This window comes from Bacteroidia bacterium, assembly GCA_033391075.1.
GTDB lineage: Bacteria > Bacteroidota > Bacteroidia > J057 > J057 > JAWPMV01.
Genome location: JAWPMV010000001.1, coordinates 3,713,252 through 3,739,002, shown reverse-complemented (window position 1 = coordinate 3,739,002; position 25,751 = coordinate 3,713,252). Strand labels below are relative to the sequence as shown.

The window sequence follows — 25,751 nt, the reverse complement described above, 5'->3', positions numbered from 1 at the left end:
TGCTGCTCATAAATAGAAATGTACCTTTGAAGACCAATTCTTTGCCCTATGTCCGAGCTTTTTCAGACGGATCTCTCTCTTATACAATGGTTCATTTTCGCTTTTGCAGGTCTGTTGACAGGCGTTATAAATACCCTGGCAGGCAGTGGATCACTTATCACCCTTCCTATTTTCATTTTTATATGCGGCTTGCCAGCTGATGTAGCCAATGGTACCAATCGTATAGGAGCCCTTTTTCAAAGTGCAACGGGTGTTCGTGCTTTTCAAAAACAAGGGGAACTCCATCTGAAAGGAATCGTTTGGATAGCCGTACCTATCGTTTTGGGAGCAGCGCTGGGAGCTCGTATAGCTGTAAGTCTTGATGAGCAGATGATGAATTACAGCATCGGCGGTTTGATGGTTTTTATGTTGATCGTGCTCTTGATCAATCCCAAAAGATGGATCAGAGAAACAACGGCTGATGTGCAGAAACATAAAAGACCTTTAAATATCCTGGCTTTCTTTCTCATTGGAATATATGGAGGCTTTATACAGGCAGGAGTTGGGATTTTTCTATTGGCAGGTCTGGTTTTGCTTTCCGGATACAGTTTAAAAGCATCCAATGGAATAAAATTAGTGGTTGTGTTCCTGTTTAATATTCCGGCCATCTACATCTTCCTCAGGATGAATCAGATTCATTTTGGATATGGAATATCTATGGCTGTTTTTCAATCAATAGGTGCTTATCTCGGGGTAAAATGGATCTCTCAGATCCCCAATGCCAATGTCTGGATTCATCGGCTGTTGATTCTGATTGTAATAGCCTCTGCTTTCAAGTTTCTGGGAGTCTATTCCTGGCTGTATGTCCAGTTTTTCAGCTAAGCCATATTTTCTCCATTTAAAGGAATTATACTCAAATCTTGGAAAAGTTTTCTTTTCTCTTGGGCTTTTACGAAGAGAAAGCTACTCTGGTCTTTGATTGGCACTGGATTTGTCCGATAAATTAAAATACTTGGGCTTAGATAAGAGCTACCTAATTTTTCGGAAATGAATATGCGTTACCTGGGGATTTTTATCCTTTCTTTTTCTTTTCTTTTTACCGCTTGTGAACCAGATGGGCCCGGTACCGGAGGAGATGATTTGGATTCTAAATTGATTGCGCAATTATTGATTGCAGGAGGGCAGGAAGGAATTCGGGCATTTCAACTTCCAGAGGATGGTCTTACGGCACTTATCCCTCAAGACCCTCGTAATCCCATTACTCCAGAAAAGATTGAACTGGGAAAACTATTATTTCATGAAACGGGACTGGGTTCTAATCCGCTGAAGGTTCAGGGAGAATATACCTATTCTTGTGCCAGCTGCCATCATGTGGCTGCAGGTTTCCAGGCAGGTGTGATTCAGGGAATCGGTGAAGGAGGATATGGTTTTGGGACGAAAGGGGAAGGAAGAGTTCCTATGCAGGGATATAGCAGCCTGGAATTGGACGTTCAACCCATCAGGTCTCCGGCGGCACTAAATCTGAGTTGGCAGGAATTGATGCTCTGGAATGGTCAGTTTGGGGCGACAGGAGATAATATTGGGACAGAGCAAAGTTGGGAGTTTAACACTCCGAAAGAAGCTAATTTTCTAGGCTATCATGGAATAGAGACTCAGGCGATTGCAGGTATGAGTGTTCACCGAATGGAAGTAGATAGCAGCTTCATTGAGCAAAAAAACTACAAAGCTTTATTCGACGCAGCTTTTCCCCTGGAGGATGAGTACAGAAGATATACAAAAATAACTGCCGGACTTGCAATGGCTGCTTATGAAAGAACCATTATGGCAAATCAATCTCCTTTCCAGCAGTGGTTGGCAGGTGATTTGGAAGCCATGAGCAGCAAGCAAAAAGAAGGAGCTTTACTCTTTTTCGGTCAAGCAAATTGTGTCAGCTGCCATAAGGGGCCTGCCCTGAATTCTATGGAGTTTTATGCCCTGGGAATGAATGATCTGCCCGAAGCAGGTACCTATGGTGATGGAGTTGATGAAGCTACCCGTCTGGGAAGAGGAGGATTCACGAACAATCCTCAGGATAATTACAAATTTAAAGTTCCTCAACTATACAATCTAAAGGATTCCAAATTCTACGGGCATGGAGGTAGTCTAACTCGACTGAGGGATGTGGTTTCCTATAAAAACTCGGGAGTAGCAGAAAATCCTGCTGTGCCGGCTCAACAATTGGCTATAGATTTTGGGCCTTTGGGTTTGATGGAATCAGATATAGATGCCATCACTGAATTCATTTCTGAGGCGCTCTATGATCCAAATTTGAGTCGATATGTGCCTGCACAAACGCTATCAGGCCTGTGTTTTCCAAATAATGACACCCAATCTCAGCAGGATCTAGGCTGTCAATAGGGATCAATTTTGGTATAGATACGGACAAAGTTCTACCAATTTATTGGGTATATTTGTAGATGCACTTCTCAGGATAGCAGGAGTGTACTCAACTTATAGCCGCTTATGCAAAGAATTCTATTCTCAATTATTCTTTCCCCCCTATTTTTTATTTTCCCTTCAACACTCAGCGCTCAGTTTAGCTGTGATTCCAGTCGTTTTCTTATCGAAGTATTTGACTCTGTTGAGGTGAGTACCGGAATTGAGTACGGTATGAATGGTCGAGCCCTATTGATGGATGTATATGAGCCCAAAGGAGATACGATGTCCGAGCGACCTTTATTAGTATTGGCCTTCGGGGGATCCTTTGTATTTGGAAACCGGGATGATGGCTACATGCAGGAATTGGGGACTACTTTTGCAAAAATGGGCTATGTGGTAGCCTCCATAGACTATCGTGTTACGACAAGTCTTATAACCAATCCTTCCAATGCCAACTTCTACGGAGCTGTACTTAAAGCTACTCACGATATGCGGGCCAGTGTTCGCTACTTTAGGAAGGATATCGCTGAAAATGGCAATACCTTCCGAGTAAATACGGATTTGATCTATGCAGGAGGCGTTTCTGCTGGTGGAATTACGGGCATTCATTTGGGATATTTGAGAGACCTGAGTGAGTTTCCGCCTGAAATGGATACTACAGGAGTCGGTGGGGTAGAAGGCTTGAGTGGAAATCTGGGATATTCCTCCGAAGTAGCAGGCATCATCAATTATTGCGGAGCCATAGGAGATTCCGTCTGGATCAATGCGGATGAGGTTCCTATGCTGAGTATGCATGGGAATAATGATGCTATCGTTCCGTATGAGAGTGGGGCAGTAGTTCTCTTTAACGCAAATTTACCGGTAGATGGAAGTGCAAGCATGAAAATCAGGATGGAGAATGAAGGAATTGAAAATCCCTTTCTGACCTGGGAGGGAGCTGGACATACACCTTTTCTGACTGGCTTTAGTAATACACCAGCCCTTTATATGGATTCTTTGTTTAGTTTCTCCTCTTCTATTTTATATGGATGGGTATGTGATTATTATAGCAATACCACAGCTATTGAACCTTCTCTAGCAGAAGAATTACACCTAAAAGTATTTCCTAATCCTGCTACTGAATACATCCAGGTTGAATGGGATCGCTTTAGTCAGAGAGAACTTGAAATTGGTCTATACAATATCAATGGACAGGCCCTGGGAGTATCTCAGGAAGATTATGGAAATGGGATCAGAATTTACCGGCAAAGCCTCCCTCCCGGTTATTATCTGATTTCTTTGGAAGATCCTAAAAGCCGGAGGAGATTTTATCAAAACGTTTTGCTCCGATAGTCGTATCTTTGCCAGAGATATAATCGAAATGGCGAGAATTGTAATTGGTCTATCAGGAGGAGTGGATTCCAGTGTAGCAGCTCATCTGTTACAACAGGATGGGCATGAAGTTATCGGCCTTTTTATGAAAAATTGGCATGATGACTCTGTGATTATCAGTGATGAATGTCCCTGGATAGAGGATAGCAATGATGCCCTGAGTGTGGCTCAAAAACTAGGTATTCCTTTTCAGACCATTGATTTGAGTGAGCCCTATCGCGAACGCATCGTAGATTATATGTTTGCAGAGTATGAAGCCGGGCGTACACCCAATCCAGATGTGCTCTGTAATCGCGAAATCAAGTTTGACATCTTTTTAGAAAGAGCCCTGCAACTAAAAGCGGACTTTGTAGCTACGGGTCATTATTGCAGAAAGGAATCTTTCGAAAAGGAAGGAGAGACCGTATATCAATTGCTGGCAGGCAAAGATGGAAACAAGGACCAGTCCTATTTTCTTTGCCAACTTACCCAGAAGCAATTGAGTCATGCTTTATTTCCCATCGGACATTTAAGCAAGCCAGAAGTACGTGAAATTGCTGAATCTCTGGATTTGGTTACTGCCGGGAAAAAGGATTCTCAAGGCCTCTGCTTTATAGGAAAAGTCCGACTTCCGGAATTCCTCCAACAACAACTCAAGCCCAGGAAAGGCAAAATTGTAGAAATCGATGCCCATGCCGATTTGTATAAAGAAAGAGTACTGAGTCAGGCCGAGGAAAATCGTCATGCCTACTTGAAGAGAATTTCTACTCCTTATGTCTATCAAGCTTCTGATGGACAAGAGGTCGGAGAACATCAGGGAGCTCATTATTTTACCATTGGTCAAAGAAGAGGATTGAATGTAGGAGGGAAAGCCGAACCTTTATTCGTGATCGCTACGGATGTAGAAGAAAATATTATCTACACAGGTATGGGAGCTGAGCATCCCGGACTAAACAAACAGGCCCTTTTTATTCAAAAAGAAGATATACACTGGTTAAGAGAAGACCTTGAACTAAGCGCAGGGGAAAGCCTGGAGCTGGATGTTCGGATTCGATATCGTCAACCTTTACAAAAGGCAAAACTTTATCGAGAGGAAGAAGGTTTGTATATAGAATTTGAGGAACTGCAAAGGGGAATTACCCCTGGACAATTTGCAGCCTGGTATAAAGGTGAAGAATTGATAGGTTCAGGAGTGATTACTTATTAAGCCCAGAGAGCTACTACAAGAATTATCATATGATCAAGAAGATTTTTAAATGGATTGCAATCGCAATTGCGGCTTTGCTCGCCATTGCGGTGATTGGTATTTGGGCAATGGATAAAGAAGTGCCTGCTGGTGAAGAAGGACCGGAAGCTGAAGCCCTGGCCGAAAAAATGATGACAGCTGTTAATTGTGCAGCCTGGGATAGCATCGGAGCTGTAAGCTGGAGTTTTGCAGGAATGAATCAGCATCTTTGGGATAAAGACCGCCATTTCGCCCAGGTTGAGTGGGGGGATGGCATGCGAGCTTTGGTCGATATCAATGAACAATCCGGAAAAGCCTATAAGGATGGAGAAGAGTTGACAGGAGAAGCGGCAGCTGAAGCCGTAGATGCAGCCTGGAAAATGTGGGTAAATGATGCCTATTGGCTCAATGCGCCTTGTAAGGTGAAAGATCCGGGTACCAGCAGATACCTGGTAAAAGAAGAAGATGGATCGGAAAGCTTATTGGTAAAGTACTCGACAGGAGGAGCTACTCCGGGAGATCAATACCTGTGGGAACTAGATGATAGCGGAATCCCTACTGCCTATAGTATGTGGGTTTCTATCGCTCCAATTGGCGGATTGAAAGTTAGTTGGGAAGGATGGCAGGAACACTCACTGGCCAAACTTTCCACCACTCATGAAGGCTTAATTACGCTGGTTCTTGATCAGATTAAAACAGCCGATAGCCCTGCTGAACTAAGTGGGGGAAGCGATCCTTTTGCTGCTTTGGAAAATTAACCTAGGATTTTTTGAGAGCTCGGGCGGCTAGTGCTGCCCCTATAATTCCTGCATTATTCAGGAGGGTAGCTGGCATTACCTTGACCGGCGCATCGATCTGTTCATCGAATTTATGAAAGCGTTTGCTTGCACCGCCTCCAATGATAATTCTATCAGGATAAAAGAGGCGATTGATATGATGCAGGTATTTGTTGAAACGCTTGCCCCAATCATCCCAACTCAGGTCGAGGCGTTTGCGAGCGGCATCTGAACAATATTTTTCGGCTATATCTCCTTTGAAGTGAAGATGTCCCAATTCAGTATTTGGAACCAAAACACCATCGAGGATAATTGCACTACCAATTCCAGTACCTACAGTAAGGAGCATAGTAACCCCAGCTTTTCCTTTACCTGCACCGAAAATAGCTTCTGCCAATCCTGCTGCATCGGCATCATTGACAACCTTTACCGGACATCCGGTTTCTTCGGCAAAAAGCTTCTCGATATTTTGTCCTATCCAGCTTTTGTCAATATTTGCTGCGGTTCGGGCAACTCCATTCTGGCTTGCAGCAGGAAATCCACAACCAATGGGTCCCTTCCAATCAAAATGTTTCACGAGTTTTCCTACTGTTTTGGCAACTGCCTTGGGAGTGGCGGGCTGAGGCGTGTCAATGCGATGTCTTTCTGCCAGGATTTCTCCCGTTTTGAGGTCAACGATATTACCTTTAATACCAGAACCTCCAACGTCAATACCGAGTACTTTCACCTTGGGTGTTTTGTTAAATGAAGTCCAAATGTAGGCTAAAAAGAAGAATTAATCCAACTCAATCAAATTGTCCGATAACACCAGCATCACGACAGATGTTTTTGAGCTGTAGCCTGAACTTATAGGGAATGAGGTGTTCAAAGCGTTTATTCTTGTTTTTGAGGGAACGCTGGATAAAGAATTTATACTCACCTTCAGCATCCTGGAGGTTTTTCTCCAGTTGGGCCATTTGGCGCAAGAGTTCATCTATGCTTCGGATGTATTTATCAGTGTTCATTGATTAAATATACGACTTTCAAAGTGAAAAAATAAATTGACTTTTAAGCAATTATTTCTCTCTTTCCATTCCCAGAATTTCTTCCGCAAAGCTTATACTTTCATCCCGAACCTCCTCCCAGGAGGCAGACCAAATAGAGGAGGCTATACAGTGATCTCCGGCTTCCGGAAAATTTCGAAGCCTTTTCCATTCCGGATCAGTTCCCAAAGATTCATACATGCTCAGGATATGCGGAACAGATACAGTTTTATCCTGTTCTTCCTCATTTTTATAGTAATATCCTACGAAACAGGGCTGTTTTACTCCTTTAAATATTTTGGCGGACATGGTGTGCTCGATCATACTTTTTAATTGTACGGCCGCTTCTAATCGGTAAAAATTGTCCCAATATGGACTTTGCTTATCCTCTTTGGTTTCACTTCTTCTATACTTATCCCGCAAAACCATACGAGCAATTTGCAATCCCCAGGGGCGACTCAATAACCAGGTTTTTTTGTCGAAAAGTTCCACATTGGGAGAGAGCAGGATCAAGCCATGAATATCAGGGAAATGAGCGGCCAAATAAAGGGCGATGCTTGCACCGGTAGAAGTCCCCATCAAAATCACTTTTTCACCGATCCTTTTTCCCACTGCAAAAGCTTCTACCGCCGACTTCAGAAACTCTTCCTGTTGAAAATCGAGCAGAGGTTCTTCGCTAGTTAATCCATGTGCATGCAATCGGGGCAGGTACAGGTTGCAGGAAAAATATTCGGCAAATGCCTTATGAACCGGATCGCCATCCCCTAAACTGGCTGAAAATCCATGTAGATAAACAATAGCATATTCGGTTTTCTCTGCCTGAACGTCTGACCAAATGATACGGGCTTCATTGTCTGGGCGGATATTGTCAATATCAGCCTCACGTGCAGCTATCTCTTCTGATATTTCAAATAAATGGGAAGGCAGCTTAGGTAGGTCGAGATCATACTGAGGGGCTTCAGGTTTTGGGCCCAGCAAATAAATGATCAATAAAAAGAGGAAAGGCAGTATAACGCCCAAAAGCCAAATCATGAGTAGGGGTAGAAATATCTCTTCAAAGTAAAAAAATATATTAAGCCTTGAAAGTCCGCTAAGCACCGGCTCCTGCTAAAAGATCAATAGCTGCTTTTATGCAGATCACAAACAATTGCGTATTTTACATAAACGTTAATATCCTGATTGTAGAAAAAAGCCCTCTAAGCAAGCTATAGGTAAGGCTAAAATTGGTGCTTGAACTCAGGACCTGGAAAAAGAAAACCCAATGAACTACTCTCTAAGAAGCTTACTATGGATGGGCGTGGCTGCAGAAATTGCCATTTTTGCCATTTCTTACGCGATGGCTCCATCTTTAGAAGAAACAGTTAGGTATTCAGCCCGATTTTCTGGACGTCTTTCGGCTTTTGTATTTCTCTTTACCTTCTATCAGTTTGCCCGTGATTATCCTCAGCCGGTCAAAGAAAATAAAAGACTTAGAAACTGGCTCACTACTTTTGCGGTTTTGCATGTGATTCATTGGGGCTTCCTGGCTAGCAATGTTTATCTGAATAATATTCCCCTTGAAGCTGTGAAAATAGCCGGAGGTGCCTTGGGATATTTAATGATTGTACTCGCTCCTTTTTATCTACATAAATTGAAGCTTAAATTTCAACTTCCTTATTTCTATTATGTTAGTCTGGTGATGATCCTGACCTATGTTGCGCGGGCGAAAGGGGATTTTGAAGGGGCGGAACCTTCCTGGTTTCATTTTACCATGCTGGGATTATTTATTGGAGCTTGTGCCCTGTTTGGATATTGGATATTTAAAAAATCACGGAAAGAGCTGGCCGCCTGATTCTGATATGTGTAGGAAAAGCTGAGGGAAGGAAATCTTTAAGCTGAATGGGAAGCCAGGCGAAAAGGAATCAAAGAGGAAAGTTTTCCTCCTATTAGATATATCGTACACCTAAGATACTCCTATGGAAAAATCCTATAGAAATTTGGGATTTATCATGATTTTATTGCTCCCCCTGAGCTTCCTGGCTTTTTACAAATCCTATTTTGCTTTATTTCCCTCTTTTGGAGAGAACATCAATACCTATATCCATTTACACGCTTTTATAGCAACTATCTGGATATTGATGCTGATTGTCCAACCCATCCTGATAAGAAACCGAAGGAATGATTTACACAAGAAAATTGGAAAAGCTTCTTATGTGGTTTTTCCCTTACTGATTCTGTCTTTTCTGCCTCAGATGATCCGAATCCTAAATTCAGATCAGCCTGAAGGCTTATTTTTTCCACTGAGTGATTGTATATCTCTACTTATCTTTTATTCCCTGGCCATTTACCATAAAAAAACGCGCTCCAAGCATATGCGTTATATGATTGGTAGTGCCCTGGTATTTCTTGGCCCAACGATAGGAAGGATAGGACCTGGCGTATTCGGATTATCTCCGACTTTCACCCAACACCTTCAATATGGAGTTATCTATTCAATATTGGCAGCTTTGATACTTCTTGACAGAAAAAAGGGAAAGAAATATCAAGCCTACCTGCTGATTTTAGGCGTTTGGGTAGTCCATCAATTGGCCTTTACCCTGATTTTTTAGGAAAGAAAATTTATTTTCCTGACTAATTGCTCTTCGTCATATAGGAGGAACCCGTAGCCTTTTTGGGATGCATGATAAAGGCATATTTGACAAAATTGCTAAAGTCTGAGTACCTCACCCAAATAAAGCCTTTATTGCCCCAGCGTTTCCCCCAACTATTCATGATTTGAAAAGCACCTCCGTATTTATGATCATCGAAAGCGACTATACACATCGCATGACCATAATAATTGCGGGTATTTCGCGATTCTCTGACTTTCCATACATCATATCCGTCCGCATTTTCAAAACTGGGGGTACAACGCATACCAACAATTACTGGTAAGCCATCAGCCAGAGATTTTTTGATGGCCATTACTTTTTGCTGTGCCGGTTCTTTGTAGTAAAACAGGCGTTGGTAATCGGCAATTTTGTAACGAGAGGCAGATGCATAGGCCACTCTACTCAGGGATTTAGGGCAGATTTGTTCTACTGCCGAAAATTTGGCTGCGCCTGTCTTTTGCATCACTTGCAGGGCATGCTCTATAGATGTCGGCTCATAACAGGATTGCTTGGGAGCAATGAGTTTGTAAATGAAGCCGGGAGCAAAGGCATTTTTGTTGATTTTTCCTCGATCGGTCCAGCCCTGTTTTCGAGCTTCCATAATACTGCGAGCCGCATAGGCACTTGCCCAGCCCACGCAATTATTATAAGAACCTTGATCTTTAGGATCAGGAGCATAGGCCTTGAGAGAGACCGAGGATGCTAGTTTGGTTTGCGTTAAAGTTGAAAGGTAATCCTTGGCGTATGGAACCTTATAATAACTTTCGTCATCAAAAAGGAGTCCGCCTTTGAGAGGAATTTGAGCCTGGAGTAATGGGGAAATCGCAAATGCTAATACAAGGAGTATGCTACCTTTTTTCATAAGAACGTATAGAAATATTAATCTGGTAGAATAGGCCTATAAGCTGCGATTGTGTATAATGAACTAAACAGATGTACGCTGGTTTGGGAAGAAGGTTCTCAAAAAGCCCGAAGCTGAACAAATGGTCAATTAATTTCTCCAGCTTATGTGCTGTTCTTCCTGTAACTATATATTTATCAAATACAGATTTACCCTATGAAAGCCTTTGTAATCGAAGAATATGGACCGATTGAGGTGCTTCAGATGAAAGAAGTTCCTGACCCAGAAGCCAGAGAAGGCTGGGTGCTAATAGATATAAAAGCATTTGGGCTAAACCGCAGTGAATTATATACACGACAAGGACATTCGGGAGAAGCTGTTACAGTGCCTCGAGTCTTGGGAATAGAGTGTGTAGGAGTAGTACTTGATGGAGGGAATACCGACCTGAAGCCCGGACAAAAGGTCGCAGCGGCCATGGGAAATATGGGAAGACTATATGATGGTGGCTATGCGGAAAAGACCCTGATCCCTCGAAGCAATGTGTTTCCCTTTGAGTCAAATCTGGATTGGGAGATATTAGGTGCCTTGCCAGAAAGCTATCTTACCGCCTGGGGAGTGATTCATGAAGCCATAGACTTGAAAGCCAATACTTCTTTACTGATTCGTGGGGGAACTTCATCTGTGGGGCTAGCAGCAGCCTCCATAGCTCGTGATATGGGATGTACTGTTTTTGCAACTACTCGAAAAGAAGCTAAAAGAAAAGTACTGCAAGCTGCTGGAGTTGATCAAATTCTTATAGACCAGGGTTCTGTAGAAAAAGAAATCAAGAAAATACTTCCTGAAGGAGTAGCGGGTGTTGTAGAATTGGTGGGAATAGAAAGTACGATCATGGATTGTCTGAAATCAACCGCTCCCAAGGGAACAGTAGGAATGGTGGGTTTTCGGGGAAATGTCTGGGATTACAAATTTTTCCCCTGGATGCCCTCAACGGTCAAGCTCACCCTCTATAGTAGCGAGACCTTGCATACAGAGTATGCTACTCCTGTAATGCAAACGATCGTTGATAAGGTTGCATCAGGCACATATTTGCCTAATATTCATGAAGTTTTCCCTTTTGAGAAATTGAGAGATGCACACTATACCATGGAGAATAATTTGGCTGCCGGGAAATTGGTCATAAAGCTTTAGAAATAGGAAATAATCTTTTAGAGGAGGCTCTAGGATTCTTTCTAAAAATCTGTAATTTCAGCTCAAATCAAAATCCCCGAATTTATGAAAGCTGCCTCCTTTGAAGCCTTTGGCCCTGCATCAGAAGTAATACATATTGGCGAGTGGGAAAAGCCCGAACCCGGGCCGGGAGAAGTGCTTGTTCGCATAAAAGCTTCTGGCGTGAATCCTTCCGATGTAAAAAAACGGGCTGGTTCAGCTCCTGGTTTACTGGATAATGGTCCGGTTATTCCTCATAGTGATGGTTCTGGTATCATAGAGGCAGTTGGACAAGGAGTATCTATGGCAAGGGTAGGGGAAAGGGTATGGACCTACAATGCGCAGTATGGCCGCTCTCATGGAACAGCTGCAGAATATGTGTGTATCCCGGAGAGTACAGCAGTTTGGATGCCTGATAATATTGATTTTGAAACAGGAGCTTGCCTGGGAATTCCTGCTATGACTGCTCACCGATGTGTATTTGCCGATGGTTCTGTAAAGGGAAAAACGGTACTGGTTACCGGCGGTGCAGGAAGAGTGGGTAATTATGCGATTCAGCTGGCAAAGGCTGATGGCGCAACCGTGATTGCCACAGCGGGGAGTGAGACCAGCAGCAAGGCATGTTTTGATGCAGGAGCAGATCAGGTGATCTCACACCCTTTTGCAGGTACTCCCGAGGAAATTATGTTGGTGAATGAAGGAGAAAAAGTAGACAGAGTAGTTGAAGGGGAATTTGGCCTGAATCTTCCCTTTATCCTGGATTCCATAAAAATAAGTGGAACTATTGCTACTTATGCATCTATGGAGGATAAGAATCCATCTATTCCCTTCTATCAGCTCATGTACAATGACATTAGCATTCGCTTTGTAATTGTCTATGCCATGCCAGATCATGCCAAAGAAGAAGCGATGGAAGATATCACGGCACTCTTGAGTGCAGATAGACTGATTCATCGGGTAGCAGATACTTATCCCTTAGAAGAAATTGCTACGGCACATGAGAAAATAGAATCTGGCCTGGTAAGGGGATGTGTAGTAGTGACTTGTTAAGTAAGACCTCAATTTATTTCTATGAAAAATCTACTAATACTCACAGGTGATGGGGGAGAAAGTTATGAAACCCTCTATGCCAAACATCGTTTTGAAGAAGCCGGATATACGGCTACGATTGCTGCCCCTAAAAAGAAGTTACTCAATTTGGTCATCCATGACTTTGAGCCTGGTTGGGATACTTATGTAGAGCGTAAAGGGTATTATGTGGAAAGTGATATCAGTATTGCCGACGCAAAAGCAGAAGATTATACAGCCATCCTGATCATCGGTGGTCGAGCCCCTGAATTTCTACGGAATGACCCTCAAGTCGTAGCCCTGGTTCAGGCATTCAATGAACAGGAAAAATTCATTTTTGCTATCTGCCATGGAATTCAGGTATTGACGACTGCTGGCCTGGTCAAGGACAAAAAGGTTACCTGCTACGAGCACGTCAAATTTGAAGTTACCTCTTGTGGAGGAACCTTTATTGGCAAAGATGAAGCTGTGCGTGATGGTAGGGTAGTTACCGGTCAAACCTGGCAATCACATCCTGATTTTTATCGCCTGGTTTTTCAGGCCCTTAATGAATAGCCAGTTCAGCAGCCTGTGTCTGTTCCTTGAATTCTTCCAGCTTTGGATTCATTACCCGAAACCATAAAGGCGGAACCAGAGACATCAGCATAGAACCCGGATATCCCATCGGAAGTTGAGGAGAATCCTCATGATGGTCCAGTACCTGGTATTTTTTGCTGGCCATATAGTGATGATCTGAATGACGGGTCAACTCATATAGCATAATTCGGCCCAATTCGTGATTGGAATTCCAACTGTGTTTGGATAATACTCGCTCGTATTTTCCGGAGGGAAGCTTTTTCCGCAAAAGCCCATAATGCTCGATATAATTGACTGTTTCTAATAAAAGGAACCCTATTATCCCTGCAAGAAACAATACTATAAAAGTCGTAAATCCAAAGAAGATCCAGAGAGCAGAAAGATAGGCCAGTTGCATAGCTGTAAAGACCAGCATCTTATTCTTTATACTCCAAAAGGGGAGCTTTCTTTGTTTTAAACGATCCGATTCCAGCTGCCATGCACTCAAATAACTATCCCGGGTAGATCTGATCCAGAAAGCATATACATTTTCATTATAGCGAGAGGTAGCCGGATCTTCTAAAGTCGCTACCCGCTTATGATGTCCGCGATTATGCTCGATGAAGAAATGCATATAATGGTTGGGGAGCAAAAGGATTTGAGAGGCAATGTGGTTCCATTTCCCTTTTCTATGTCCAATTTCATGGGCTACATTGATTCCATTGCTACTTAGGAGAGTTCCGATAGAAAGAACTAGTCCGTATAATTCGAAATTATTATAAACTCCTTGTGAGGTATTTATCGCAAATAATGCAATGATGCCATAGACAATAGGTATGTTGAGGAATAATAAAACATCAAAAAATTGATTGGATAAGCGTGAGGATTTCTCCTCTTTGCTGAAGTTTTTCGTCGAAGCAGGCAAAACCGGCTCTAGCAGGGGAACGGCTATAAATGCATAAGCTACTCCTGCAAATGCTAACCAGCCGCCATAGAACAATCCAATTAAACATAATGCGGGCTCTACATAAGCTCCCAAATATTTAAGATCTTTCATGATGTTTGTAATTTTTCGAACTATTTTAGCTAATATAGTTCGATTTCTGATTGAACGCAAGTATGGGTAGAAAATCAACAGATAAAGAGCGAAAGAAGTTAAGTCCCAAAATGCAGGCTTGGTTGAAAGACTTATTGCCTTTGATTCAGGAAAAGAATCTCAAGGAAATGAGTATGGATGAGCTTGCAAAAATTGGCAAGAAAAGTAAATCCACTCTTTACGAATATTTTGTGAGTAAAGAGGAAATCCTGTCTGCTGCGGTTCGCTTGTTAATCTTGAATCTTGGTGGCTACCAACTTTCCCGGAAAAAAGAGGCAGAACATATCGTCAAAGATCTCTACACCCTGATAGAATGGATTGCGGGAGGGGTTAAGCATATATCCTTTAGCCTCATCGGCCAAATCAAAGCAGATTTTCCCGAGATTTGGGAGGAAGTCGATATGTATCTCAAAGGAGTGCTGAAAGAATTGGAGAGCTTGTATGTGCAAGGGATGGAAGTAGGGGCCTTCAGAAAAATGCCTGTCAATTTATTGCTCAGTCTGGATCAATATTTTGTGATGGAATGGATCAGTCAGCAAGACAACTCTCAATTAAGTCTGGAGCAAATGATCCATGACTATGTAGATATTCGCATGAAGGGAATCTTGATAGAATAGGATAAAAAAGGGATAAACGTATCTTTGCCGCAATGATGAAATACGACCTGATTATTATAGGAGGAGGAGCCGCGGGATTTTTTACTGCCATTCAATGTGGAGAAAGAAATCCCGGCATGCGCATTCTGATTCTGGAGAAATCAAATAAGGTTTTGAGTAAAGTCCGGATCAGTGGAGGCGGTCGTTGCAATGTTACCCATGCCTGTTTTGATCCTCGGGAAATGACCGCTTTTTATCCAAGGGGAAATAAAGAACTTAGGGGGCCCTTCCACCGATTTTTGTGTGGAGATATGATGGCCTGGTTAGAGGATAAAGGGGTGGAAACCAAAATAGAAGAAGATGGTCGGGTTTTTCCAGTTAGTGATAATTCAGAGACTATTATCGATTGTTTTCAGAAAGCCTGTCGGGATCATGGGGTGCAGATAAAGACAAGTGCAATTGTAGAGGACTTCGTAAAAGAAGGAGAAGATTGGGTGCTAAGATCGAAGGGAGATATCTATCGTGCTTCCAGGCTTATGTTGGCGACGGGAAGTACTCCGGCAATTTGGGACCTCATGGCAAAAAAGGGCCATACAATTATTCCCCCTGTTCCTTCTCTTTTTACCTTCAACATCAAGCATCCTTTACTCAAAGACCTTCCAGGTCTTTCTATGCCGGAAGCAGGAGTCAAAATTCTACAAAGCAAATTCAGGGAAAGCGGCCCTCTGTTAATTACCCATTGGGGATTGAGTGGGCCGGGTATTTTGAAATTGTCGGCCTGGGCTGCCAGGGATCTCCATCAAATGAATTATAAATTCGAGATTGAGGTAGACTGGAGCGGAAAGGGGAGGAGTTTCCTCGAACAAGAGATTCAAGCCATGAGAAATACCCAGGGCAAAAAGATGCTTTCCAGCCTTTCCCCTATATCCATGCCCAAAAGACTCTGGCACAGAATGCTGGAGCTTCTTTCCCTCAAAGGAAAAAACTACGCCAGCCTTAGCAAACAAGACTTAAACGATCTTTTGGACATGCTCACCGCTTGCAAATTTCAGGTCGATGGGAAAAGTACCTTCAAAGATGAATTTGTAACCTGTGGAGGAGTGGATACCAAAGAAGTCCACTTCAAGACCATGGAAAGCAAAATTCTCCCCGGATTATATTTGGCAGGAGAGGTTTTGAATATCGATGCTGTGACCGGTGGCTTTAATTTTCAGGCAGCATGGACCGAATCCTATATCGCTGCCGAGGCGATTTGTGAGATTTCCTGAACCCTTCCGCGCAGGCCCCGTTTCCCTTTTTGGTTTTGCCATGCGACATGTTGTTGTGTTTTAGGAATAGGGCAGAAGTTGTATCTTTTCTCAAACCCTTGACTCATGGCAAAAAAAATCCCCTATAAGGTACGAGAAGGTATTATCTCAGATCGCTCATCTGGCATGAGCTATGATGCAATAGCTTCTAAATATGGATACTCTGTAAGTGGAGTAAAAAAGATCTACTACCGTTATAAGCGACGAGGCAAAGCAGGCCTCTCAGATAACTATCATCTTTGTGGGAGCAAACATGCCTATACAAAAGATATGCGGGCTTTAATCACATCCAGTCGTAAAGGAAAAGAAGGGGCACTCTTCATTCGCAGTGTTTTGCAAGAGAAATTCCCTGCTGAGCGAATTCCTCATGAACGCACGATTCAGCGTTGGTGGAAGTCATTGGGTCTAAATCAGCCTAAAGGTAGGCCCAAGAAAGGGAAGGCAAGTTGGACAACTGAGGCTCATGATACCTGGCAAATAGATGGTAAAGAGCGGATTGAGATGGGCAATGGAGAGCAGGTTAGTTGGATCAATACGGTAGATGAAGCAAGTATCTCTCAATTGGACACTAAGCTTTTTCCCCCGAAAAACGATGAGGCAGATTGCTCCCAAAGTAGCGATAGGACAAATGAATAAGAATTTTGAGAGATGGGGAATGCCAAGGAAGATCAAAATAGATAATGGGCGTCCCTTTATAAATATGCGGCACAGAGATACGCCCACGCTTGCAATATTATGGTGGATAGGGCTTGGGATAGAAGTAATACAAAACAATCCCGCAAGCCCGCAAGAGAATGGAGCAGTTGAAAATTTACAGGCTACCTTGGCTCGATGGTCTCATCCCAAAACTCATACACGAATAGAGGATTTTCAAAAAGCGCTTGATGAAGCGGGAAGAATACAAAGAGAGGTATATATGGTATCAGCTAGGGGATATAAATCCAGAATATCATTGTTCCCGGAATTGAAAACTAACACTCGAGTGTTTAGCTATGAATGTTTCGATTTTCAAAGGGTAGAGCAATATCTTTCAGAGCGGGTATGGAGGCGAAAAATAAGACATAATGGGAGAATCAGATTTATGAGCAAGGAATTCCATATGGGAAGACCCTACGCAGGGAAAGAAGTATCTATCTCTTTTGATCCTATTGAAAAACTTTGGCTCATACATGATGCGGATGGAACACTCCTGAATCAAAGTAAAAGAGAGATCGTGTCACAAAGGGAAATCCTTGATTTTGCAAGATTGGACCAGTAACAAAAAAGGGCACAACTTACGCCTTATTGATAAGACCTGACTCAATGTCGCATGGCAGGTTTAAAAAAGGAAACGACCCGCCCTGCCTTTTCATCCAAAGGCCTGTGTGCTCATTTCCGATAATCGCACATTAAGGGAAATGGGGGCAAGCGCGAAAGGCTTCCTGAGATACCCGAAAACAAAAAAGAGACAAGCCTTGGCTTGCCTCTCATTTTTCACCTGAATCCAGATGAATACAATAAAAAAGGAGGAGTTTTCATCCGGAGTTCCTACACACGTTCATCAATTTAAACTAACCATGATAAGCCTAATTGCTACAGTTGCTTCTCAAGTCGGATACGTCCTCCCGTGTGTGGTCCTTCGCAATCATCCCCGCTGAAATTGATTACCAGAGTGGTATAATTCTCAACAAATCCTTCCCCATTATAGGTTCCAGGACAGGCTCCTCCTCTGAAGTTTGCTAAATCCTGTCTGTAAATAAAGTCTTCTATTGTTCCATCTTCCTTGAGATTGAAAGAGATATTTCCGTCATTTTCACCTTCGCAGCAGGAGGTGAAATTATTGCTATAGTAAAAAATGCCTGAGGCTCGTCCACCCGCTAATCGAAGGCTGATATTTGTACTTATGCCAAAGGCCGTGTAAAGATTATCGTCCCAGGTTCCTACAAATTCACCGTTTAAGACATGCTCTTCCACCAGGTTAAAATTTTCAAATTCTTTATTCAATAGCTTTTCTCCTCCCTGACTGATTAGAAATCCTAAGCTGTATTCTGTATCTTTCTCTATCACATTCCCTTCTATGTCTAAAAAATCTGCCGGTAGGCGAAGCTCATAGTTGGGACCAGAAAGCTCTATTGTAAAAAGACGGTCCGGACTAGGATTATCTACATCTTGTCTGTCTAAATTGGACAGGTCCGGACCTTTTCTTAGAAATATCTGCACCTGATCTACATCCCCAGGATTTTGGATGCTAAATAAAAGTACCAGGTCGCCAGCATTTCCATTGTTCTCAAAATCGATCACCTTTATCCCTTCTACCAGATCAATCTGGCCCAGAGTGGGTTCAGGATTTTCACCTTCACAGGCAATGAGAAAGAACAGAGAAAAGAGGATTACATAGATAAATCTGAAATTCATAGATCTTAGCTTTGAGGTTGATTTTATATCCGAAAAGACGAATATGCCTGCAAAGCTGCTCTCAGAGGTTCAGAATTATAAATCTTTACGGATTATTCAGGCTTTCCGCAAAGACCTCTTTTCGATACTGGCTGGGTGTCAAACCCAATACCTTTTTAAAGGCCTGATTGAAGGTACTTTTATTATTAAATCCCACCTGATAGGCGATCTGGATTATGTGTTCCTCTCGATTTTCCGGTTTAGAAAGTAAGGCCTGAGCCTCCCGGATCCGGTATTCATTGACATATTGATTAAAGCTTTTTCCGTGATGTTCATTGATAACCTGAGACAAATGATGAGGCGAAATTGTCAGGCGATTTGCCAGGTCTATGAGTTTCAAATCATTCTGTAGGAAAAGCTTTTCATCCTTCATATAATTTTCTGTTTTCATGACGATCGACTCCGCGGCTCCCAGGCTAAGAGAGGAGTTGGCATATTTATCTTTGGTGAAAACCTTTCTATGCAGCTCTCCAGAAAGGATGAAGTTTCTTTTTATACCCAAATAAGCCAGGGAGTAGATAGACACAGTCATGACAGCTGTAATCGCATAGTCATAGGCAATGGTGAAGAATTCTTTGCCCGAAATGACATAATAAATCAGGTAGCTAGACATAAAAGCTGCGTAGAGGGAAAGCAATACCAAAAACCAGCGTTTCCTGATCAGAATCAATTCAGGAGACTTTTCAGAAAGACCGTCTTCTGAATAAATTTTTAGCAGGAGCATGATCTTCCAGAAAAAATACGCAATCATATAACTCCCAAATACAAGGGGAGTGTATAGATACCCAACATATCGAAACAGCAGACCTTTAGGAAAAGGCATTTCTCCGGAAATCATCAGGAGTTTACTGGAACCATCGGCCAGGTAAAAAGGAGACAAATGCAAAAATACCAGGACGACAGGAATAAAATGCAGGTACCAGAATTTTTGCAGTTTGGGCTCTTTTCTTTGCTTGTCGAAATAAAGCAAGAGCAAGGGACCAAAGACATAATTGAGCGGGGAGATGGTATGGAGTAAAGCCGGGAAGCGATATAAATAATTGGTCCAGTAGCAAAAATTAAAGATGAGCATGTAGCCAAAAAGAAAAAGGAAAACGGACAGATAGATTCTGCCTTTACCCTTCTCCTGATTCAATAGTAGAATCAGGATAGAAAAGAAACAGGCCTGAGCTCCGGCTACCAGAAAAAGAATGGTCCAGAAATCCAGTGTTATATCAGGGATGTCCATGGAGAAGCGTGCATGTGGGGTAGAGTAGTAAATCGTAATCGTTATATAGATAATGTTTATTTGGGGGGAAGGGTTGCCTCGTAAGACAGAGAAGCTCTGAATATCAAGGGATCAATGCCTATATTTGCGGGGCGAAAAAAGCCCCCGAGCCATATGAAACCGGACTTAAACCCCATAGATCAACGCTATAACTTGATAGAAGAAAAAATCTCTATGGGAGAGCTAGATATGACCATCTCCCGCATCGCCGACACCGATGCCCTCCTCGACGAACTCATCGAAAAAGGCGAAGAACACGAAGACGTATTGGACGAGCGCATTCCCTATTGGGCGGAACTCTGGCCATCTGCCATTGCCATGGGACGCTATCTTTCTGCAAAGCCCGAACTCGTAAAAGGCAAGACTGTATTAGAGATCGGTTGTGGGCTAGGACTTTCGGGTATGGTTGCTCATGCTTTAGGAGGAAAGGTCACCCTCTCAGATTACCTCCCGGCTGCTTTAGAATTAGCGGAATATAATTGGAATAAGAATTTCGAGGAAGATGCTCAATTGCTGCAGCTGGATTGGCGGGAAGTCAAGCCTGAACAGGGAGCGGATGTTATCCTGGCAGCAGATGTTGCCTACGAAGAAAGAGCTTTTGAACCATTGATGCATGCATTCAAGATTCTCATGCAACCAGACACTAAGTTAATCCTCACAGAACCCAACCGACATATCGCCAGAGAATTCCTCAAAATGCTGGAGGGAAGCGGATTGAAAGTCGAAAAACATAAAAGCGAAATTAGATACCGGGAAATCAATACCGTAGTGAATTTATACCTCCTGCAATTTCCTTCCTGACAATGCAGCTGATAATGACTGCTGTTCTCAATAGTAGACACTTGTTACGATTTTTGAGATATTACAGTCGAATAATAAAATTATTTTAAAAAATCTTACATAGGCCCTCGCTGGCCTGATTTCTGTTTTCCTTACTTCTATATATCCTTGAAGCTAAGTAAAATAGCCTCAATATTGCATAAAAGGCACTTTTAGACCTTTACCGAAAACTGCTCCCAAAAACGCCTAGCAAAGATTGAAGCTAGGATTATTACCATACGAAACTATTTTTTAGCCATTCATACTCTCCTGCCGTATTTAGCACCATTCTTGCAGTATTTTAGTCGAAGGTTTTGAATACACCGAAGGCTGAGGTGTTTCACTCCTTTACCACTGACTCTCATTATTACCGTCTTACTTGGGGTAGCGGTACGTTCTTATTTAATCATTATTTCAAGAACCCATTACACCGATTATTACCTATGCTTTGTATTATATTTACTAAGAGAAAACTACTTGCGGGGATTAAGACTGATAAAGCACAACTGCTGGACATCAAAGGAAGAGGCCATTTCAATTATGAGCCTTCCTCTCCGCATGAAGTATTAGCCACTCATTTAGATGCTATTGGCCAGGCATATAAAGACCAGGCCAAAAAAGATGGCAAGAAGCTCGCAGGAGCCATACCTACTGCCATTGCCTTTCCCGTTGACATGAAAAGCGAGGAAGACAAGAAAAAAATCATTGATACTATCAATAATTCCCAATCCCTGGATTTGGAATATATCCATGGAGACAATATCGTTGTCTCTTTCATGCATGGGCTTCCGGATAGCGACAAAGTCACAGAGAAAAATGTGATGGTCCTGGAATCCATGGATGATTACACTCACCTTTGTTATCAAAATATTGATGAGCATGCACCAGCGCCTAATCTGAAAGAATTAGGAAAAGCTGCACTCTTCAATGACGAACATTTTGAATTCCATTCTTATAAAGATTTTGGTACCCTGGCAGGAAATGACCGGGTATTGACGGAATTGATGGCAGAATGCTCCGTCGCAGGACTGACAGTTGATTTCAAAGGACAGGCACAACTGGCTCGCCAGTTGGAAGAACCTAATCCAACGCACACCTACGTAGTAAGCAAAACTACAGACTCGGTTCAATTGGAAGCAGAAGTAAGCCTGAAGCCAGAAAAATTTGAAGAACTCTTACTGGTCAATAAAGACAAGTTGGCTGAGAAATTCAGCAACAAAGAGTTAGAAAAAAATAAAGTGGGAAACATCCTTCTGATAGGAAGCTTCCTGCGTACCCAGGCCTTTAAAAATTATATCAATAAAGATCTTAAGATTAGCAATAAGGTCATTGGTCTGGATTTAGAAAATAGCAAGGACGAATTTTCTGTGATAGTAAATGGCCTGGCCAATAGGACGGAACAGGTCATGGAGGCAGAGAGAATCCGTCTGGCAGAGGAAGAGAGAAAAAGACTGGAAGCGGAGAAAAGAGCAAAAATTGCTGCTGAGCTGAAAGTCAAAGAGGATCGTGATTCCCTTCTTCAGGAAATCGCAAAAACATGTGTGGATCCTTCCAAGCAAGCTGATTACGAAAAAATGTTCAAAGAGCGTGGTGCCAATTTGGGGATTCCTGAAATGGTTATCAGCTGGAACATTACTGAGGTGCTGAGCAAAATTGAATTGCAGAAAGAAGGGGAAGGGGTAGGCTTGTACACAACGCCTGGCAAAAGCGAGACTTCATATACTTCCGAGCCGGCAGAAGATCTTTCTATTTATGATCTGGACACGACAGAAGAAGAGGTAAAAGAAGAAATAGAGGAAAAAAAAGATGAGGAAGTAAAGATTGAGCTTGAGGAGAAACTTGATACTGACTTAAGTGATTATTCGGATGAAGAGTTGTTAGCTTCTCTGGATGAAGTTTTGGCGAAAGATGAAGAAGAAAGTGCTTCACTGAGTTCTGAGGAAATCAGCAATATGTCTGATATTGATGCAGAGTCTGAGCTGGATCTGAACATGGATGAACTTTCTTCGGTAGAAAATGAATTGTCAGTTGAAGCCAAAATTCAGGATACTCCTGCCAAAGTAGACGTATTGGATACGGATATTTCTGCAGAGCTGAGTAAAGAAGAAATTGTTCCTGAAATAGAGAAATCCATTGTTGATAAACCTATTTCTGAAGATATGTTCTCTTTGGAAGTTGAAAATATGGACATTCTGGATAAGCTTCCGGAAGAACTTACCCAGGAGCCTGTTTCCAGCAATGGTAATCATGCCAATATCGGAAATACACAACCTGAGGCAGTTCAGGTGAAAGAAAAGATAGAAGAGAAGCTGGAGGAGCAAATTGAAGAGCAAATTGAGGAGCAGCTGGAAGAGCAGATAAATGAGAAAGAAGAGATGTCTGAGAATATCGCACCGGTCAAGAAAAATCTGGATGCTTCTATTTCTCTCAGCGATCTCTTTAGCATAAAAGGGACCTTACCAGATGATGAATTTTCTACTAAGAAAGTAATGATGGTAGGGGATCAGGAATTGAAGTCTGTGCGAGTATTGTCAGCCGCTGATTTGGAAGATGCTGATAAGGTGGCCCGATTCAAAAAACTTCATAAGAAGGAATTGAGCTATTATCAGGACATGAGCGAAATCACAGAGGCTAAGGAAGGATTGTTTTACTTCCGTCCTTATATCGAAAGAAACTCTTTGAAGAGCTATGTGAAGAAATCTGGGCTAGACAACAAAATGGATATTGATGAGCTTAGCAGTACAGATCTGAAATTTATCCTTCAGGTATTCAAGGAAATCCGCGAATTGCCTACCGGACATGCAGAACTAAGTGAGGACAATATTCTGGTTATCTCCAAAAGAAAGTGGAATCTACAGAAGAATATGGAAATCAAAGTAGTAGGCTTTACTTCGGAAGATGCAAGCGCAGAACAAATGTTGGAGAGAACACATGAAGTCTTTGCAGGCCTACTTGGAGACGCATTTTATCAGGATTTTAGAGAAAAGTTTCAGCTTTAATAAAACATGAGTAACAAAGGGAATACCAAATTATTGACCTACATTCTTGAGAAAGAACGTAAGGAAAAGGCAGCCAAACGTAAAAAACTGTTTATCTATACAGGTACCGTTTTGGTGCTAGCCTTGACAGGATTTGGTATCTTCCTAAACATGAGAAAAAATCCTCTACCTTTGAAGCCTATCTATGCCAGTGCTGATCTAAGTTTGCAGGGGGTTGCAAAAATGTTGAAGGAAGAGCCCAATGGAATCATTGTTAAGAATTCTGCGAATGGTCAGATCGATACCCTGAGAAGTATAGATGAATTTCGTTATATCGCAGGGATCATTTCTGCACCCTCTACCACCCGGACCCAGATCACAAATATCCCCTCTGAAAATATGGAGTTGGAGACCGTAAGCAGCAATGCTTTTGATCCGGAAATGGATAAGGTGAAAAGAGAAGTGCAAACCACCGCTAGTAGATTGGAGGTGAATGAGCCGGTAGTAGCCGCTGACATTATGCCTTCATTTCCGGGCGGGGAAGCTGCACTCTATCAATTTCTTTCCAAACAAATTCGCTATCCAAGGCAAGCTGTTAAGAACAAAACAGAAGGTACGGTATATGTTCGCTTTGTTATTCAGCCTGATGGAGCCATTACCAGTCCGGAAGTGATGAAAGGGATAGGCTTTGGCTGCGATGAGGAAGCCCTTAGGGTGATCCGCTCTATGCCAGCCTGGAACCCGGGAGAGATCAAGGGACAAAAAGTTCCGGTATTCTCTAGCCTGGCAGTGAATTTTAAATTTTTGTAAGTAATACAAGCATAAAATAATCGGACGCCCTCCTAAACAGGAGGGTGTTTTTTTTCGCCTTTGTATATATAAAAAGCATTCCCAAATTACCCTGTTATTACCAGCTCAATACTGCTGCGGAGGATTATTTTCTCCTCAATTTGGAAGGTCTCACCCAAAACGAAGAAAACTCCTGGATGTTCAATTGGGGCCTCTGGGGTTTTCAGCAAAATGGATTCAGCCAGTATATATTAACTCAAAGATTTGATGCCTTACTCTTCCTTCGGGAAAGTGGTCCTCCAACTTTCGATAAAAAGTAGTGCGAGATTTCTACATTTTGACTTATTTAGTAGCCGAAATAGAGAGCTGTCAGAATAGGAGTGCTTTGTCTTCTATTCTACATCTTTAAATGAGAACTTCTCCTTATTTCGCCTTACCTTCGCCCCGAAGACATTAGCGAAGCATTTAATAGAAAATTCTCAACACAAAATCTTATGAAAATTGGATTCATCGGACTCGGAAAAATGGGTGGAAACATGGTCCACCGTCTTTTGCTGAATGAGCATGAAGTAGTAGCCTATGATCTTTCTCAGGAAGCAATTGAGGTAGCTGTTTCTAAAGGAGCCGCTGCTGCCAGTGGATTTGAAAATATGCTGTCCCAACTCCCCGAAAGAAAAGTGATTTGGATCATGGTTCCATCGGGTAAGCCAGTCGATATGACTTTGGAGGGTCTGGCACCTTTGCTCAATGAAGGAGATATCATCATAGAAGGAGGGAACTCATTTTGGAGAGATTCGGTTAGACGTGCTGCCACTTTGAAAGAAAAAGGCATTCATATGATCGATTGTGGAGTAAGTGGTGGAGTATGGGGACTTACAGAAGGCTATGCCCTGATGTATGGAGGTGAAAAAGAAGCGGCTGATTATATAGAACCTATTGTCAGAACTTTGGCACCTGAAAAGGGATGGCTGCACTGTGGAGAAAGCGGTACAGGTCATATGGTAAAGATGGTTCATAATGGAATCGAGTACGGTATGATGCAAGCGTATGCAGAAGGATTTGAAATCCTGGAAAAAGCGCCTCAGGCCCTCGACCTTCCAAAAATTGCGGATATGTGGATGTATGGATCTGTAATCCGAAGCTGGCTACTTGAGTTGGCTGGATTGGCCCTCAAGGATGATCCTAAGCTTGAAGAAATCAAAGGATATGTAAATGATAGTGGAGAAGGCCGTTGGACTGTACAAACAGCTATTGACTTCGATGTGCCTGCTCATGTAATTACCTCTTCGCTCTTTACACGCTTTGAGTCTCGTCAGGACGAATCATTTGCGATGAAAATGTTAGCAGCTTTGAGAAATCAGTTTGGAGGACATGCAGTAAAAAAAGCTGACTAGTC

The 25,751-nt window shown here is 42.4% G+C and carries 26 protein-coding genes; 19 read left to right on the top strand and 7 right to left on the bottom strand.

The annotated features are described in order from the left end of the window. Nucleotides 1-48 precede the first annotated feature (48 nt). From R8P61_14950 to R8P61_14930, 5 genes are all read left to right on the top strand, one after another. A complete protein-coding gene (locus R8P61_14950; GenBank protein MDW3648366.1) occupies nucleotides 49-861 on the top strand; it encodes a sulfite exporter TauE/SafE family protein in 813 nt (270 codons plus the stop codon). A gap of 165 nt (nucleotides 862-1,026) precedes the next feature. Next, entirely contained in the window at nucleotides 1,027-2,376 is a 1,350-nt protein-coding gene (locus R8P61_14945) for a cytochrome c peroxidase (protein MDW3648365.1), read from the top strand. A 105-nt stretch (nucleotides 2,377-2,481) separates the two neighbouring features. Then, nucleotides 2,482-3,729 (top strand): T9SS type A sorting domain-containing protein, encoded by a 1,248-nt coding sequence (locus tag R8P61_14940; GenBank protein ID MDW3648364.1) that lies wholly within the window; start codon nucleotides 2,482-2,484, stop codon nucleotides 3,727-3,729. Between the two features lie 28 nt (nucleotides 3,730-3,757). Beyond that, nucleotides 3,758-4,954, top strand: a complete 1,197-nt coding sequence (gene mnmA / locus R8P61_14935; protein ID MDW3648363.1) for a tRNA 2-thiouridine(34) synthase MnmA — start codon at nucleotides 3,758-3,760, stop codon at nucleotides 4,952-4,954. A gap of 29 nt (nucleotides 4,955-4,983) precedes the next feature. Continuing rightward, the gene (locus R8P61_14930) at nucleotides 4,984-5,730 is read left to right on the top strand and encodes a hypothetical protein (protein MDW3648362.1); all 747 of its coding nucleotides are present in this window, start codon (nucleotides 4,984-4,986) and stop codon (nucleotides 5,728-5,730) included. 1 nt (nucleotide 5,731) lies between these two features. Here R8P61_14930 and R8P61_14925 read toward each other — a convergent pair whose 3' ends face one another. Genes R8P61_14925 through R8P61_14915 form a run of 3 tightly spaced genes read right to left on the bottom strand, consistent with a single transcriptional unit; the run spans nucleotide 5,732 to nucleotide 7,802 of the window. After that, nucleotides 5,732-6,475, bottom strand: coding sequence for an ROK family protein (locus R8P61_14925; GenBank protein ID MDW3648361.1), 744 nt, complete (start codon nucleotides 6,473-6,475; stop codon nucleotides 5,732-5,734). A 58-nt stretch (nucleotides 6,476-6,533) separates the two neighbouring features. Beyond that, nucleotides 6,534-6,752 carry a hypothetical protein gene (locus tag R8P61_14920; GenBank protein ID MDW3648360.1) on the bottom strand — a complete coding sequence of 73 codons (219 nt, stop codon included), beginning with the start codon at nucleotides 6,750-6,752 and terminating at the stop codon, nucleotides 6,534-6,536. A 51-nt stretch (nucleotides 6,753-6,803) separates the two neighbouring features. Next, a complete protein-coding gene (locus R8P61_14915; protein MDW3648359.1) occupies nucleotides 6,804-7,802 on the bottom strand; it encodes an alpha/beta hydrolase in 999 nt (332 codons plus the stop codon). 229 nt (nucleotides 7,803-8,031) lie between these two features. Here R8P61_14915 and R8P61_14910 point away from each other — a divergent pair, with 229 nt between their 5' ends. Continuing rightward, the gene (locus tag R8P61_14910) at nucleotides 8,032-8,601 is read left to right on the top strand and encodes a hypothetical protein (protein MDW3648358.1); all 570 of its coding nucleotides are present in this window, start codon (nucleotides 8,032-8,034) and stop codon (nucleotides 8,599-8,601) included. Between the two features lie 124 nt (nucleotides 8,602-8,725). Next, on the top strand, nucleotides 8,726-9,358 hold the full coding sequence (locus R8P61_14905) for a hypothetical protein (protein ID MDW3648357.1): 633 nt from the start codon (nucleotides 8,726-8,728) through the stop codon (nucleotides 9,356-9,358). 22 nt (nucleotides 9,359-9,380) lie between these two features. Here R8P61_14905 and R8P61_14900 read toward each other — a convergent pair whose 3' ends face one another. Beyond that, complete coding sequence (locus tag R8P61_14900) at nucleotides 9,381-10,262, bottom strand: C1 family peptidase (protein ID MDW3648356.1); 882 nt, start codon at nucleotides 10,260-10,262, stop codon at nucleotides 9,381-9,383. Between the two features lie 195 nt (nucleotides 10,263-10,457). Here R8P61_14900 and R8P61_14895 point away from each other — a divergent pair, with 195 nt between their 5' ends. The 3 genes from R8P61_14895 (at nucleotide 10,458) to R8P61_14885 (ending at nucleotide 13,070) form a co-directional block, all read left to right on the top strand. Beyond that, nucleotides 10,458-11,429 carry a zinc-binding dehydrogenase gene (locus R8P61_14895; GenBank protein ID MDW3648355.1) on the top strand — a complete coding sequence of 324 codons (972 nt, stop codon included), beginning with the start codon at nucleotides 10,458-10,460 and terminating at the stop codon, nucleotides 11,427-11,429. Between the two features lie 84 nt (nucleotides 11,430-11,513). Next, nucleotides 11,514-12,497: an NADPH:quinone reductase gene (locus R8P61_14890; protein ID MDW3648354.1), complete on the top strand. Its 984-nt coding sequence runs from the start codon at nucleotides 11,514-11,516 to the stop codon at nucleotides 12,495-12,497. A gap of 21 nt (nucleotides 12,498-12,518) precedes the next feature. Next, nucleotides 12,519-13,070 (top strand): DJ-1/PfpI family protein, encoded by a 552-nt coding sequence (locus tag R8P61_14885; protein MDW3648353.1) that lies wholly within the window; start codon nucleotides 12,519-12,521, stop codon nucleotides 13,068-13,070. On the opposite strand, the gene R8P61_14880 is transcribed toward R8P61_14885, so the two are convergent. After that, complete coding sequence (locus R8P61_14880; GenBank protein ID MDW3648352.1) at nucleotides 13,060-14,127, bottom strand: alkane 1-monooxygenase; 1,068 nt, start codon at nucleotides 14,125-14,127, stop codon at nucleotides 13,060-13,062. The genes R8P61_14885 and R8P61_14880 overlap by 11 nt on opposite strands. Nucleotides 14,128-14,189: 62 nt before the next feature. Here R8P61_14880 and R8P61_14875 point away from each other — a divergent pair, with 62 nt between their 5' ends. From R8P61_14875 to R8P61_14860, 4 genes are all read left to right on the top strand, one after another. Further along, nucleotides 14,190-14,783, top strand: coding sequence for a TetR/AcrR family transcriptional regulator (locus tag R8P61_14875; protein ID MDW3648351.1), 594 nt, complete (start codon nucleotides 14,190-14,192; stop codon nucleotides 14,781-14,783). Between the two features lie 32 nt (nucleotides 14,784-14,815). Further along, a complete protein-coding gene (locus R8P61_14870; protein ID MDW3648350.1) occupies nucleotides 14,816-16,030 on the top strand; it encodes an NAD(P)/FAD-dependent oxidoreductase in 1,215 nt (404 codons plus the stop codon). A 105-nt stretch (nucleotides 16,031-16,135) separates the two neighbouring features. Beyond that, a complete protein-coding gene (locus R8P61_14865; protein ID MDW3648349.1) occupies nucleotides 16,136-16,705 on the top strand; it encodes a hypothetical protein in 570 nt (189 codons plus the stop codon). Further along, nucleotides 16,662-17,327, top strand: coding sequence for a hypothetical protein (locus R8P61_14860; protein MDW3648348.1), 666 nt, complete (start codon nucleotides 16,662-16,664; stop codon nucleotides 17,325-17,327). Before R8P61_14865 ends, R8P61_14860 begins: the two co-directional genes overlap by 44 nt. A gap of 314 nt (nucleotides 17,328-17,641) precedes the next feature. Here R8P61_14860 and R8P61_14855 read toward each other — a convergent pair whose 3' ends face one another. Further along, a complete protein-coding gene (locus R8P61_14855) occupies nucleotides 17,642-18,463 on the bottom strand; it encodes a hypothetical protein (GenBank protein ID MDW3648347.1) in 822 nt (273 codons plus the stop codon). An 85-nt stretch (nucleotides 18,464-18,548) separates the two neighbouring features. Beyond that, complete coding sequence (locus R8P61_14850) at nucleotides 18,549-19,730, bottom strand: AraC family transcriptional regulator (GenBank protein MDW3648346.1); 1,182 nt, start codon at nucleotides 19,728-19,730, stop codon at nucleotides 18,549-18,551. Between the two features lie 153 nt (nucleotides 19,731-19,883). On the opposite strand from R8P61_14850, the gene R8P61_14845 reads away from it, so the two are divergent. From R8P61_14845 to gnd, 5 genes are all read left to right on the top strand, one after another. After that, a complete protein-coding gene (locus R8P61_14845; GenBank protein ID MDW3648345.1) occupies nucleotides 19,884-20,570 on the top strand; it encodes a methyltransferase domain-containing protein in 687 nt (228 codons plus the stop codon). A 461-nt stretch (nucleotides 20,571-21,031) separates the two neighbouring features. After that, the gene (locus R8P61_14840) at nucleotides 21,032-23,587 is read left to right on the top strand and encodes a hypothetical protein (protein MDW3648344.1); all 2,556 of its coding nucleotides are present in this window, start codon (nucleotides 21,032-21,034) and stop codon (nucleotides 23,585-23,587) included. Nucleotides 23,588-23,593: 6 nt separating this feature from the next. Next, entirely contained in the window at nucleotides 23,594-24,376 is a 783-nt protein-coding gene (locus tag R8P61_14835) for an energy transducer TonB (GenBank protein ID MDW3648343.1), read from the top strand. 44 nt (nucleotides 24,377-24,420) lie between these two features. After that, nucleotides 24,421-24,675, top strand: a complete 255-nt coding sequence (locus tag R8P61_14830; GenBank protein ID MDW3648342.1) for a hypothetical protein — start codon at nucleotides 24,421-24,423, stop codon at nucleotides 24,673-24,675. A 174-nt stretch (nucleotides 24,676-24,849) separates the two neighbouring features. Next, nucleotides 24,850-25,749 carry a decarboxylating 6-phosphogluconate dehydrogenase gene (gnd, locus tag R8P61_14825; GenBank protein ID MDW3648341.1) on the top strand — a complete coding sequence of 300 codons (900 nt, stop codon included), beginning with the start codon at nucleotides 24,850-24,852 and terminating at the stop codon, nucleotides 25,747-25,749. Nucleotides 25,750-25,751: the final 2 nt, after the last annotated feature.